The organism is Psychrobacter sp. C 20.9, assembly GCF_001921765.1.
In the GTDB taxonomy this organism is placed as follows: Bacteria; Pseudomonadota; Gammaproteobacteria; order Pseudomonadales; family Moraxellaceae; genus Psychrobacter; species Psychrobacter piscatorii_B.
Map to the genome: position 1 here is coordinate 40473 of NZ_MRYC01000017.1, position 14082 is coordinate 54554.

The 14082-nt window shown below is 42.5% G+C and carries 11 protein-coding genes and 1 other RNA gene; 7 read left to right on the forward strand and 5 right to left on the reverse strand.

Annotated elements, in window-relative coordinates:
• Nucleotides 1-16: 16 nt before the first annotated feature.
• Both BTW00_RS11215 and ffs read right to left on the reverse strand, forming a co-directional pair.
• Nucleotides 17-613, reverse strand: coding sequence for a LemA family protein (locus BTW00_RS11215; protein WP_075107476.1), 597 nt, complete (start codon nucleotides 611-613; stop codon nucleotides 17-19).
• A 209-nt stretch (nucleotides 614-822) separates the two neighbouring features.
• Nucleotides 823-919: signal recognition particle sRNA small type (ffs, locus tag BTW00_RS11220), an RNA gene on the reverse strand.
• Between the two features lie 255 nt (nucleotides 920-1174).
• Here ffs and BTW00_RS11225 point away from each other — a divergent pair.
• Nucleotides 1175-1891 carry an SIMPL domain-containing protein gene (locus tag BTW00_RS11225; protein WP_075107477.1) on the forward strand — a complete coding sequence of 239 codons (717 nt, stop codon included), beginning with the start codon at nucleotides 1175-1177 and terminating at the stop codon, nucleotides 1889-1891.
• A gap of 121 nt (nucleotides 1892-2012) precedes the next feature.
• Here the strand turns inward: BTW00_RS11225 and BTW00_RS11230 are convergent, their stop codons facing one another.
• A complete protein-coding gene (locus BTW00_RS11230; RefSeq protein ID WP_075107478.1) occupies nucleotides 2013-2705 on the reverse strand; it encodes a DUF4124 domain-containing protein in 693 nt (230 codons plus the stop codon).
• Nucleotides 2706-2923: 218 nt separating this feature from the next.
• A complete protein-coding gene (gene glnA, locus BTW00_RS11235; protein ID WP_075107479.1) occupies nucleotides 2924-4333 on the reverse strand; it encodes a type I glutamate--ammonia ligase in 1410 nt (469 codons plus the stop codon).
• 819 nt (nucleotides 4334-5152) lie between these two features.
• Between glnA and BTW00_RS11240 the strand changes: the two genes are divergently transcribed.
• The 5 genes from BTW00_RS11240 to BTW00_RS11260 all read left to right on the forward strand — a co-directional run bounded on the left by BTW00_RS11240 (nucleotide 5153) and on the right by BTW00_RS11260 (nucleotide 9598).
• Nucleotides 5153-5776 (forward strand): aminodeoxychorismate/anthranilate synthase component II, encoded by a 624-nt coding sequence (locus BTW00_RS11240; protein WP_075107480.1) that lies wholly within the window; start codon nucleotides 5153-5155, stop codon nucleotides 5774-5776.
• A gap of 101 nt (nucleotides 5777-5877) precedes the next feature.
• Nucleotides 5878-6999: an anthranilate phosphoribosyltransferase gene (gene trpD, locus BTW00_RS11245; protein ID WP_075107481.1), complete on the forward strand. Its 1122-nt coding sequence runs from the start codon at nucleotides 5878-5880 to the stop codon at nucleotides 6997-6999.
• Between the two features lie 80 nt (nucleotides 7000-7079).
• Nucleotides 7080-7955 (forward strand): indole-3-glycerol phosphate synthase TrpC, encoded by an 876-nt coding sequence (gene trpC, locus BTW00_RS11250; protein ID WP_075107482.1) that lies wholly within the window; start codon nucleotides 7080-7082, stop codon nucleotides 7953-7955.
• 107 nt (nucleotides 7956-8062) lie between these two features.
• A complete protein-coding gene (locus BTW00_RS11255) occupies nucleotides 8063-8794 on the forward strand; it encodes a Smr/MutS family protein (protein WP_075107483.1) in 732 nt (243 codons plus the stop codon).
• Between the two features lie 171 nt (nucleotides 8795-8965).
• Nucleotides 8966-9598, forward strand: a complete 633-nt coding sequence (locus BTW00_RS11260; RefSeq protein ID WP_075107484.1) for a DNA-3-methyladenine glycosylase — start codon at nucleotides 8966-8968, stop codon at nucleotides 9596-9598.
• Between the two features lie 40 nt (nucleotides 9599-9638).
• Here the strand turns inward: BTW00_RS11260 and BTW00_RS11265 are convergent, their stop codons facing one another.
• Entirely contained in the window at nucleotides 9639-11585 is a 1947-nt protein-coding gene (locus BTW00_RS11265) for a mechanosensitive ion channel family protein (protein ID WP_371915072.1), read from the reverse strand.
• A 420-nt stretch (nucleotides 11586-12005) separates the two neighbouring features.
• Between BTW00_RS11265 and BTW00_RS11270 the strand changes: the two genes are divergently transcribed.
• Nucleotides 12006-13919, forward strand: coding sequence for a TonB-dependent siderophore receptor (locus BTW00_RS11270; protein WP_075107486.1), 1914 nt, complete (start codon nucleotides 12006-12008; stop codon nucleotides 13917-13919).
• Nucleotides 13920-14082 lie beyond the last annotated feature (163 nt).

A 14082-nucleotide genomic window follows, 5' to 3' on the forward strand; every position in this document is an offset into this window, starting at 1 on the left:
CAAATTTATCTAAATCCTAGCCCAGGTTAACATTCGGTGCTTTAGCAATGGCATCTCTGTCTGCGAATACCAAGGGACTAAGCGGACGAAAACTAAAGGTTGTACTGACAAGATTGTTAGGGAACACTTCACGATCATTATTATAAAACATCACACTATCGTTATAGTGCTGACGAGCAAAACCGATTCTGTTTTCGGTATTGGTCAGCTCATCCATCAACTCTTTGATCATACTGTCCGCTTTAAGCTCAGGATAGGCTTCTACCACTGCCGAAAACTGACTCAACGCTTTGGACAACATGCCTTCTGCTTTGGCAAATAGTGCCATGTGCTCTTGTGAGTCTGGCTGATGCTTATGCGAATTTTGTAGGTTTTGAGCATGATTGCGTGCGCTAATAACTCGTGTCAGTGTATCTTCCTCATGAGTCAGGTAACGCTTAGCTGTTTCGACTAGATTTGGAATCAAATCATGGCGACGTTTGAGCTGCACATCTATCTGCGCAAAGCCGTTCTTTGCTTGGTTACGTGCACGCACCAATTTATTAAATATGGACACCCCAAATACAACGATTAGCACCATAAATACAATGAACAACCAAACAAACATCTTCATAACCAAACCTCAAAGTGTCCAGAATGTTAATAAACGTTAATACATTGTATTTTAACGCATATTAATCAATGAAGTTTTTAATTTAAATGAGAAATCGAATGAAATTTTAGACAAAAAAAAGCCCTTTACAATGAAGGGCTTAATACAGAATACCGGTATATTAGGTACTTTATTAGAATATCTATCAAATTTTAGGCAAAAAAAAGCGACTCCATCAGCACATCCTCGGCACACATCAAATCTATTACCGTTGCTACCTTCCGGTCCTGGCGGGATTCATAGAACAATGTTGCGAGGCTACCAATGGAGCCACCGGATGAGATTATACAAGGATTTTTTAATTTTACAACCCCTATCTTAAAACTGTTTATTTTAATCGAAAAATAACCCGGTAACCTAGCTCACAAAATTCTCACAGCAACTTATACAGATTTTGCTATTTTAGTGAGTGAAGTTGCACACATGTCCGCATTTAGAAAATGAGACGCACAGCTTCCCATATGAAAACGGATTTTAAAAACACTCATATGAAGACTATTAAAACTAATTTAGGAGATAATAATGAAAAATGCTCTATTGAATAAACTGGCCATCGCTTCTGGTACTGCTTGTTTAATGACAGCCATGATGAGTAGCGCCCATGCAGAGCCAACAGGCTATGACCAACTGACGTTTCAGACAGAAATAAAAGAAGAAATCCAAAACGATGAAGTACGCGCCAGCTTATACAAAAAAGCACAAGCAACGGATGCCAAAACTTTAGCCACGATGCTTAACACGTCAATCAATAATGCCATGAAAATTGCCAAGCGCTACCCAAGCGTGACTGTGAGCACTGGGCAGCAGCGTACCTATCCACGCTATGATAAAAACGACAAAATCATCGGCTGGACAGGTCAAGCAAACATAGATTTGAAGAGTACAGACTTTGCAGCGACCAGTCAGCTGATTGCAGATTTACAAGAAACCTTAGTGATGGACAATCTTAATTTTGGGGTTTCAGACACCAAAAAAGATGCGTTAGAGCAAAAACTGATGACAGAAGCGTCTCGCGCCTTCCAGCAGCAAGCGAAGAGCCTGACCCGTGCTTGGGATGCACGTGGCTATCGCGTCGTCAATGTTAACCTAAACACAGGTAGCAACTACCCACGTCCTATGTACAGCGCCATGAGCATGAAATCAGGCATGGCAGACGAGTCGGTACCAAGCCAAAGCTTTGAGTCTGGTAACAGCACTATCTCAGTGACTGCCAATGGTACCATTGAGCTGACCAAATAAGTAAGTACCAAATAAGTAAATGACAACAGGCTTATTTAAAGCTCAGTAGAAGCAATAAATAATAAGGGCAGACGCGATGATCACGTCTGCCCTTTTTATTTATATATTACTAATGACTTTGCTATTGAGATACAGCGTCATTACCGCGCATTTTTAACAAAACCTTTTGGTGCCATGGCAAGCGCTCGTAAGCCAAAAGCTGCTCGGCAAGCTTCTTTTTCTTTTGTAGAATCAGTGTGTTTTGAATGACATGTACCGTACGATTGACCTGCTGCCCTGTTTGTCCTGATACCTTCTTAACTACAGCGCGGATGCTATGCGGGCCTGGCTGCAGATCGACTGTTGCGACAGAAGCACTTAATCCTTGGGCGATTTCTTTACCATCCAAATATATACTCACTTGATCGCCATTCTGTAGCGCAGGCTTTACGTCAAGCGCGATGACGATACTCTGTGCAGGGCGCTGATAGGCACGCTCAGTACTCGGCTCAATCATACTCAACTGATAGTTGATATTCACAGCAGGTTTGGTGGCAGCGGCAGCTGGAAGATCAGTATTGCCTCTGACCTCACTTGGCATTCCTTTGGGGGCGCTACTTTCGCCGGTATTAACACTGGTCTGGCTGACTTGTTTTCCTGCCTGCTTCTCATAAGACTGCGGACGATCGGTAAAAGTCACTTGCCCTGTTTGCTCATCAATCACTTTATAGATGGGTGCTGCATTGCTGAGAGGCGCACAAAGGCTAGCCATGATAGCTAATGCTCCTAACTGTATATTACCTCGTAACAAATCTCGCTTTGATAACAAACTCATAGTCAGTCAACCTAATTAGTATTTACTATTAATATACTTTTATGAGAACTATTATGCGACACTTTTGGTGCAAAATCAGTAGGATTTGATGTGAAATCAATGGTATTTAAAAAAATATCATCCATTTATACCACTATCTTTTCCAACAGGTACAAAAAAAACCAGCCAAGATTCAATTGACTGGTTCTTTTTTATTCAATTAATCGACTAACTCATTATTAGCAGCTGTAGTACATATCAAACTCGACAGGGTGTACAGTTACGTTCAGACGTTGTACTTCTTCTTCTTTCAAAGCGATAAACGCTTCTAGCATGTCTTCAGTGAAGACATCACCTTTTAATAAGAAGTCATGATCGTCACGCAATGCTTGTAGTGCAACATCTAAGCTCTCTGCAACCGTTGGGATTTGTGCTTCTTCTTCTGGTGGCAAGTCATACAAGTTCTTGTCAGCTGCTTCGCCTGGGTGCATCTTGTTCTGGATACCGTCAAGGCCTGCCATCAATAGCGCAGCAAATGCCAAGTATGGGTTCGCCGTTGGATCAGGGAAGCGTGCTTCAATACGTACCGCTTTCGGGCTGCTCACATGTGGCACACGAATAGACGCTGAGCGGTTAGACGCTGAATACGCAAGTTTAATAGGTGCTTCATAATGTGGTACAAGACGCTTATAGCTGTTCGTTGATGGGTTGGTAATTGCGTTCAATGCACGAGCGTGCTTGATGATACCACCAATGAAGTACAATGCGGTCTCAGACAGACCAGCATACTCATCACCAGAGAACGTGTTTACGCCATCTTTTGAGATCGACATATGTACGTGCATACCTGAACCGTTGTCACCAACGATTGGTTTTGGCATAAAGGTCGCTGTTTTACCAAACTGGTGCGCCACGTTATGGACAACGTATTTCAATTGCTGAACTTCATCCGCTTTACGTACCATCGTGTTGAATGCAACACCGATTTCAGACTGGCAAGACGCCACTTCATGGTGATGAACTTCAACTGAACCTTCACCAACGATTTCTTCGATACGCTCACACATCACAGAACGCATGTCATGCGAGCTGTCGATTGGTGGTACTGGGAAGTAACCGCCCTTGACGCGTGGACGATGCGCCATGTTGCCCCACTCATAAGTCTCGTTAGTCGACCATGCAGCTTCTTCAGCCGTGATTTTATGACTGACGCCAGACATATCAACTGACCATTTTACATCGTCAAATACAAAAAACTCTGGCTCAGGGCCAAAATAAGCAGTATCACCGATGCCCGTTGATTTGAGATACTCTTCTGCGCGGCGAGCGATAGAGCGCGGGTCGCGATCGTAGCCTTGTAGCGTTGATGGCTCGATGATATCGCAGGTCACGACGACTGTAACGGCATCAAAGAACGGATCAACAAAAGCAGTTTCTGGATCAGGACGCAAGATCATATCAGACGCTTCGATACCTTTCCAACCAGCGATAGATGAGCCGTCAAACATCTTGCCATCTTCCATGACATCTTCATCGACAGTCGATGCTGGGAAACTGATGTGCTGCTCTTTACCGCGCGTATCAGTGAAGCGAAAGTCAACCCATTTAGCATTAGAGGATTGAATAAGATCTAATAATTTGTTCGACATACATAATCTCCGTTGTGTTGGTCACGTTATTGCAATTTAAAATTGTTGGTGCCATTTCTTGTGCAAGAATTCCAGATGTCCTTCCAATACCAAACAGCGCATTCGATATTATGCTTATTATCAGCACTATTCGTCGGATTAGTCAAGACACTCACCTAAGACGCTTTCTTAATTAGACCAATAGTCATCTCAATGGTCTACAAACATCCTAAGTCAATTCTCATATCATTCTAGCAATATATAACTCGTCATGCTGCACTCTTCTGGCACTTATGAATAATTATTTTTAGACCCGTTTTTATGGTCATCAATAATCATACCAACCTAATGCAAAGGCTATGCCAATATCTCAAAGAAATTACTATTTACCTCACTTAAAACAATATTTTCCAATATTTTCCAATAATTACAGTGACTTACGCCAAATAATTTTTATATAAAAATATATTTTTGCTAACAACCTCTATGTTGAGAGGTTATTCGACGCACTAATTGTGATAATTTTGCACTATATTGGTGCTGAGAAAATTTTATAATTATTATATTGTTCTTTTACGGTGCAATAATAAAATATCGATTTGCTGATTTTTCTCTGCTCGTGAAATCATTATGACCAGAGAAAAATATTTTTATGTAATGCTTATTTAGCTAGCCCATGCTCTGCATTTGATAGAGAACAAAATAGTGGTAAGATAACCGCGCGCCATAACGCCCTCTGTCGTAATCATAGCTGCTTTTGTTTGGTAACTAAAGCCCTGAACAACGGTAGGCGTATATGCCATATTACAAACAGAATAAAACTAATAAGTTGAAACCTTCATGATTTTGATGATCGATAATTACGACAGCTTTACGTACAATATCGTACAATATTTTGGTGAATTGCAGCAGGACATCACCGTTTGGCGTAATGATCAAGTCAATATCGAGCAGATTCGAACGTTAGCACCGGACGTGATTGTTGTTGGCCCAGGTCCATGCGACCCTGATCGTGCGGGTGTTTCGCTCGAAGTTATCGAGACATTCAAAGGCATTATTCCGATACTTGGTATTTGTTTGGGTCATCAAGCGATTGGGCAGGCGTTTGGTGGACAAGTCGTCAAAGCAGGCGAAGTTATGCACGGACGGTTATCAGCCGTCTATCATAATGACCAAGGCGTATTTGCCGGGCTTCCAAACCCATCACAAGTCACACGCTATCATTCACTTGTCATTGATAAGCGTACCCTGCCAGATTGTTTTGAGCTGACCGCATGGACGCAGAACGTTGATGGTAGTATTGAAGAGATCATGGGTATCCGCCACAAGTCACTTGCCATAGAGGGCGTCCAGTTTCATCCTGAGTCCATTTTGAGCGAAGCAGGTTATCAACTACTTAATAACTTTTTACACACTTATGGCTTGGTGAAACTAGCATCAGATGCGCTACCACAGGTAGGCTAGTTTTGACTTAAGAACCTGCTTTCATTACTCTATCTCAAATCATAGATAGATTCACATAAAAAACAGATTCACATAAAAAAACAATCATAAGCGAGATCATCATGAGTACGACAAAAACAGAAGAAGCTCACACGCCAGAGGATATTGCAAAACTGTCTGATGCCCAAATACATCAATTATTGACGACGGCTTTGAGTAGAATCTTTCAGCACATCGATTTGACCTTTGATGAGATGTATCAGGTGATGCTGATCATCATGCAAGGTAGATGTAGCGACGCGATGATGGGCGCTATCTTGACAGGTCTACGTATGAAAGGTGAATCTATCGATGAGATCACCGCATCAGCCAGTGCGATGCGTGCGCTGGCTGCCAATATTGAGCCAAAAAACTGCGACTATTTGGTCGACATCGTTGGTACTGGCGGTGATGGTGCCAACTTATTTAACGTATCGACTGCATCGGCATTCGTTGTCGCGGCGGCTGGCGCACAAGTTGCCAAGCATGGTAATCGTGGTGTCTCAACCAGATCTGGTAGCTCAGATTTGCTTGAGCAAGCAGGCATCAGTCTTGCGCTGACTCCAGAACAAGCAAAAGATTGTATCGAGAATGAAGGGGTTGGATTTTTATTTGCGCCCAACCATCACAGCGCCATGCGTTATGCCAATCCTGTACGTCGTGAGCTAAAAGCGCGTACCATCTTTAATATTTTAGGTCCATTGACCAATCCAGCTGGTACGCCCAATTTAGTTATTGGTGTCTTTACCGCACAGCTGTGTGAGCCAATCGCCAAGGTCATGAAAAACCTAGGCGCACGGCATGTCATGGTCGTCGGCGCAAAAGATGGTCTGGATGAAATCAGTCTAGCAACCTCGACCACAGTTGCTGAACTAAAAGATGGTGAAATATCCGTTTATGAGATGATGCCAGAAGATGCAGGTATCGAATCGCAAACCCTGATTGGTCTCGATGTCGACTCTCCTGAGCAAAGCCTTGCATTGATCCGCGCTGCTCTATCTGGTGCTGATACCCATGACCGTGCTGTACTTAAAGCCCGCGATATGATTGCTTTGAACGCAGGTGCGGCAATATATACCGCCGGACTTGCCAGCAACTATCCTAATGGCGTTAGCCGAGCTCAAAAAATTATCCAAAATGGTGATGCTTTACTCAAGCTTGAGTCTTTGGCCAAATACACGCAGCAGCTAATGTCTGAAGGTTAATTGCTACGCACCCAACCCGTCAAAAATTAACCGCGACCCTATTTAAGCCCATTCACCTTTTATGATATTCGGATAACAGCATGACCACAACTCATTCAGACATACCTTCGGTACTACAGCGCATTGTCGCAACCAAAGTAGAAGAAGTAAAAGCAGCTCGCGCGGCGCTATCTCTTGCAGACTTAAAAGCGCAAGTCGCAGCTGCTAACAAACCGCGCCGAGGTTTTGCTGCTGCCTTACGCGCCTCTAGCGCTAAAAATAACGGCGTTGGCATTATTGCTGAAATCAAAAAAGCCTCGCCATCTAAAGGTATCATCAATCATAATTTTACCCCTGCTCTATTTGCGCAACAGTACGAGCAAGCGGGCGCCAGCTGTCTATCGGTTTTGACTGATCGCGATTATTTTCAGGGCGATGATACGTACCTTATTCAAGCGGCAAATGTCTCAAGCTTACCAATACTTCGCAAAGATTTTATGATTGATGTCTATCAGATATATCAATCTTACTTAATGGGTGCTGACTGCATCTTACTCATCATGGCCTGCTTAGATGACACGCAAGTAAAAGAGTTGCACGCACTAAGTATTGAGCTTGGCATGGATGTGTTGATAGAGGTGCATACACAGTCTGAGCTTGAACGGGCGCTACAGCTACCACGTTCAGCGCACAATATTCATGGTATTAATAATCGTGATTTAAACACGTTTGATGTGGACCTACAAACCACACTCGATTTGAAAAATATCTTAATCGAAGCACTCTCTGCTGATGCTGATAATGCCGATCAAAAACCACTGATTGTGACCGAAAGTGGTATTCATGATAGTGATGATATTCGTCTTATGTTAGATAATAATATTCAGACCTTTTTAATCGGTGAGCAATTTATGAAAACCGATCACCCTGGACAAGCGTTACAATCCTTACTTGCGGGCGTCGCAGTAGACGAGTAAAGTAACTCAATAATTCAAGCCTCAATAGAATCAGATAGCTTGAATAAAATATTTACCCTATAAATGACTCAACCTTTCATTCATCAACCAACGATACGTTAACTTTTATGTCAAACTCTCTGTTTTCAAAAGAAATGCAAGACCAGCTCAAAGAATTAAAAGGCCAATTAAGTAAAGGCCGTGATACCAACTCACCTGAAGGTGAAAACCAAAAGCCCACTGAGCCAGTGTCATTACTGACTCAAAAGCAAGTGAAAAAGACCGTCAAGCAGCTAGACAGTGAACATGTTGACGATGATAAAGTACTGTTCATGCAAGCTATGCATGGTGTCAGTCAGCTAGAAGACAAAAACGTACGCTCACCTACTAGCACGGCAAAAGTAGGCAAACCTGATGCCGCAACCCTATCAAAACGTGCGGCCGCTCAAGGCAGTGAAGCCAGCGATTTAGGCGCAGGCTTGTCAGACATGCAAGCCCTACTGAACCCTGTCGCCGCTGAAGCTTACCTGTCATATAAGCAGCCAACCTTGCAAAATAAAATCTTTGATCAGCTCAAAAAAGGGAAGTTGCGTTGGTACGATGCGGTAGACGTCCATGGTTGTACGATAGAAGAAGCCCGCGACGCCATGACTCAGCTACTGAGCCAAGCGAAGCAAAAAAATGAAACCATGGTAAAAATCGTCCACGGTAAAGGTAGCGAAGCGATTCTAAAGACCTGTGTCAATGGTTGGTTACGCCAATTGCCAGAGGTATTGGCATTTTGCTCTGCGCCACCAAAGGATGGTGGTAATGGTGCGGTATTGGTACTGCTTAAAAAACCTAAAGCAGATGGCGAATAGAAGTTATCGCTTATGATAACTCTGTTAAATAAAAAAGGACTGCTTACTTGCAGTCCTTTTTTTATCTATAACTCGTATATCAATCTTTAACGATTTTCCCTTTAATATGTGCCTCCCACCCCTTACTATTGGATTATCCACTCACTATTTAACTGCCAAAGTGACATCAATATGAGCATACAAACCATTGAGACACCCCAAGAGCTATCCGAAAACATCAGCGCATTGATTGCAATTGAGCCAAAATTCGCGGCTATCTACGAGCAAGTTGGTCTACCTGATCTTAGGCACAATGCAGGTGGGTTTGAGCAATTAATGAGAGCGATGGTTGGTCAGCAGCTGTCTGTCGCCGCTGCGGCAAGTATCTGGAAGCGGTTGGTTGATGCAGCGTTGACAACGCCGCATAAAATCGGTGAAGCAACTGACGAGGCTTTAAAAGCTCAGGGATTGTCTAAGCAAAAAACTCGCTATATCCGCTCTTTAGTCAATCATGATATAGATTTTATGGCTTTAGAAAACATGCCTGATGAAGAGGTAATAAACACACTTACCGCGGTTACGGGCATCGGACGCTGGACCGCTGAGATGTACTTGCTCTTTTCTTTAAAACGCGCAGACGTGCTTGCTGTCGATGACTTGGCCATTAAGGTTGCGGCGATGGAGTTGCTAGGCTTAGAAGAGCGACCAACGCCCAAGCAGCTCAAAAACTTCACTCAGCACTGGTCACCGTATCGCAGCGCTGCCAGCTTACTGCTTTGGTCTTACCACGGCTTATTACGCAATAAAACCGCAGTACCTTTATAGCTGACCGTGTAGAATAATTGCCTATATGGAAAAATCACTTCTAAGGCTGATTCCATATAGACAAGCTAAATTTGTTTTTAGTGTGCTTAAATTTGCTTTTTCTTAGCATACGACTTTTGTGTTTGAGCGCTTTGAGCGCACCCTTTCTACTGACAGTTGCCATAGATGGCTTTTGGTTATTTGCCATATCATCGTTAGCATTGTCTTTGTTGATAATCACACCGTCAGAATTATTATCATCATTACTTTCTAGACTGACGTTCGTTTCATTGCTATTCGTATCGCTATGGTCTTCTGAGGCCTCATCCTCTGTTTCAGTAGTATTTTTTTCCATATGATGTTCAAGCTCAGCTTGATTGACGATTAGCTGCTGGGTTGGCAATGCATGTTCGACATCATATTTTGTGACTTGGTTTAATACATCAACGAATACCACGTTTTGCTTATCATAAAACTCCATCACATTATTGGCATTGATATATGCCTGTAGCTGAATGACATAGCAATCTTGGCGTAGCTCTAAAATATTAACTTGATTCCATTCTTGGTTGGTCAAGTAATGCTCATTTAAAAACTCATCTAAGTCTTTGACCATCTTGAAGACCACATCGATATCCGCAGTACGCTTCAGATATAACTGATGAAAGAAGCGAAACATATCACGCGAGGTAAAGTTTTCAATCTGCATCGATGAAAAATCACCGTTTGGCACCGTGACAACGGTCCGTGTCAATGTGCGCACACGTGATGAGCGAATACCGATGTCAATAACAGTACCTTCATAAGTGCCAAATTTGCAATAATCACCGATACGTACTGGTGAATCCGCGACGACTACGACGCTACCAACAAGGTTTTCAATGGTCTTTTGTGCACCAAGTGCCAATGCCAAACCACCCACACCCAGTGCAGCAATACCCGTGGTTAAGTCAAAACCCAAATTACCAAAAATGACAATGACCGCAAATATTAAGAGTAGCGCTTTGACGACTTTTCGCATCAGTCCCAAGATTGAGACACGCTCAGTATAGTTTTTCTTATAGCTTAGGTTAACCGCTCGAGTAAATATTGCATCAATAACTCGTAATAGCAGCCAAGTTAGCGCAAGCCAAGAAGCAATATCAGTAAAGCGATTGACTGGTTCGCGCAGCGTGACGGACACGCCTGCATAGACCATCACTTCAGATAAGATCAGCGCCATAATGACCACAGAAAGCGGTAGTATCACTTTGTCAGGTAATGGCAAAGGCACGCCGCGCACACGAGGATAAACAATCCTCAATAGATGGTATAACAGCCATACTGCGATATAAGTGAGGACAAAGCTACTCACAATCATGGATAGCGCAGCGACCAAATCAGCCAGCTGATAACCAAAGAGCTTTTTGCCATCTAACGAATCCACCGTGTAGCGCGATACCAAGGTCGGCTCTGAGTTTTCTATCACTTCTGGTATAGAACTCAGCGTCTCACTCGAGAACTGCCAATACTGCTCGTTCTCCTTGGAGACCACTCTTTCTAGTAACAACGACACACTTTTTTCACCGATATTAATCACACCGACATTTTCTTGACTTGGAGGTAGTTGATCGGTGAGATTGCCCTCAGGGGTATTACTGATTTGCAAATCAGGTTGGAATCGTCCACCCGCATCGAGCGCTTGTTTAAACTGACGTACGACAGTCGTTGGGTTATCGGACTTGGATAAATTTAGATAGTTACTTGCCAGCAAGTAGTCGTTTTCGCCCAGCGCACTGATAAAACCCTGTACAGTATGACGCGGCGTATCTCGCCCAAATGAATCAGGTAAAGGTGTAGCTACCGTCTCCTCACTACTATCACCATTCACGCCAAGCGCGCCCGCATCCACAGCAAAAGCAGTATGCGGCACCACCATACTCAACACGGCAGCCAGCACCAGCGCTATGACTATAGAGGATATTTTGATGATGGAATTTAGGAGAGAGGACGCGGTACTGGGAGTCAGATTATGCTGAGTAGACAAAACAAACCTCTTAACTTTATGAGTGGCACAATGAAGAACACATAATATCGGCACTATGATAACAATTATTTATAACAGCAGTGCTTTTGATTATAGGTTTTTGTCGCTAACTGTGTGAGTCAGTTATTTTTATTGCTCTGTGCAACCTCTCTCACTTGCTAAAAATAATATGTATTAATAAGAAAAGTAGCTTTCCAATGAATGAGTAGCATCTCATCATGAATTATATTCATCCTACCGTGAAGAAACATTAGGTTAAAGTGGTTTATAAAGGCGGAACTTTTGTAGATAATGAGCGCAGTTTTGCTTATATACTGATTTTTGTAACTTTTGACACCTTTTACGTCTTAATAGTTATTTCTTATGTCTGTATTTTTTAATTTGATTATTTTGGAATTGACCATGTCTTTATCACGTTCATCTTCACGTACCTATCTTCGCCTAAGTATCTTAAGCGCGCTTGGTTTATTTGCAGTCAACACAGCAATGGCGGCGACTCCTGAGGTAATCAATACTAACGATAGCGAGATGCCACAAGTTGAGCTTGACAAAATTGTCGTGACAGCGACTCGTACGCCTACCAAAACCAGTAATGTGGTCGCGCAAACACGAGTGATCGATAAGGAAGAGCTACAACGTTATCAAGGTCAGACGGCACTTGACGTTTTAAAACGTCAGCCAGGGTTCAGTCATTACACCAATGGCGGCTCAGGGACTACCTCAAATTTTTATATGCGCGGTTATGATAATAAACAAATATTAGTACTTATTGATGGTATACGGTATAGCTCGTTAAGTGCGGGCGGCGCCGCGTTAAACTTGCTACCTGCTGATCAAATTGATCGAATTGAAGTTCTCTATGGAGCATCAGGTTCTAGCATCTACGGTGCGGATGCGATGGGCGGTGTCATTCAAGTATTCACTAAAGGCGGCAATATAGATCGAAGCAGTATGTCAGTTACCGCTGGTGTCGGCTCAAATGATCAATACTTATACGGTGCTAGCGCACAGTTCGCTAACGAGACTGGCACGACATTGAGTTTGTCAGCTAGTCACAATGAAGATGACGGCATTAGCGCCAAGCTGCCTAATGCAGTTGGTTATAATAAAGATGAAGATGGATTTGAAAGCGACAACGTAAGTATTGCTTTAAATCAACGTATTAATGATCAATGGTTGGCAGGCGCCAGTGCTTTGTACAGTAAATCCACTACCGATTTTGATGATGGTGATTATGAGAATGCTCATGCTGATCAAGAAAACGGTAGCGCTCAAGCATACGTAGATTGGCGTTATCTACCAGGCTCTTCACTTAAATTACAGTATGGTCACTCAATTGATAAAAGTGACTCTTCTAGCGAATACGGTGGAGTGTTTGACAGCAAACAAGATCAAATCAGCTTAGTAGGTCAACATCAACTTGCGGTCGGCCAAGGCGTTTACGGCGTTGAGTACCTAAATCAAAGCCTAGATAGTAGTGAATATGACATTGATGATCGCGATGTGACCAGTACCTTTTTAGGCTATGTTTTGGCAACTAACCAGTTCGATGCCCAAGCTAATATACGTTTTGATGACAACTCACAATATGGTGATGAAACCACTTATAATTTCGGCGGCGCCTACCATATTAACCCTGAATGGCGTATTGGTACCAGCTACGCAAAAGGGTTCCGCGCACCTACGTTCAATGATATATACCCTGGATATGGTGGCAACCCTGATCTACAGCCGGAAACCAGCGACAACTATGAAGCCTTTGTTGAATACAGCACACCATTACAAGCTACACGGCTGACTGGCTATTATAATGATGTTGATGATCTAATTTCGTTTCCAGAAGGCACAGCTGTCAATGTAGATAAAGCTGAAATTAGAGGTGTATCATTAACATCTGATTGGGTTATTGATAGCTATTTATTTGGTGGTAGCTATGACTATCAAGATGCTAAAGATAAGAGTGACTATACTGGCAGAGTAGATTTTAGTCAGAATGCCATAGATTACAGTGGTAACCACCTTCCTTATCGTCCTGAACATAAAGGATTAGTCTACATAGGCTACCGTTTACCAAGTTTAGATATACGCGCTGAATATCAGTATGTGGGAGACTATTACAGCAGAATTACCAATACTGACGCTCAATTTGTAGACAATTATGGATTGTTGAATATCAGTGGTAACTACAAACTTACTGATAGCTTGTCTATGACTGCACGTCTAAATAATATTACTAACGAAGATTATATAACAGATATTGGCTATAATACTGACGGTATTAACTATTTCACCTCTCTAACTTATAACTGGTACTAAGTTTAACTTAGTCTGATTAAAACCATCTGAACTAAAATAAAAAAGGTCATCTAAAGGTGGCCTTTTTTTATGGCTATAGATTCCTGTTTAAAGTTTTGTTTACCTACGCCGTCAGCTATTTATCTCAGTCAATAGGTGACAATTAACCACTCATCTATTACAA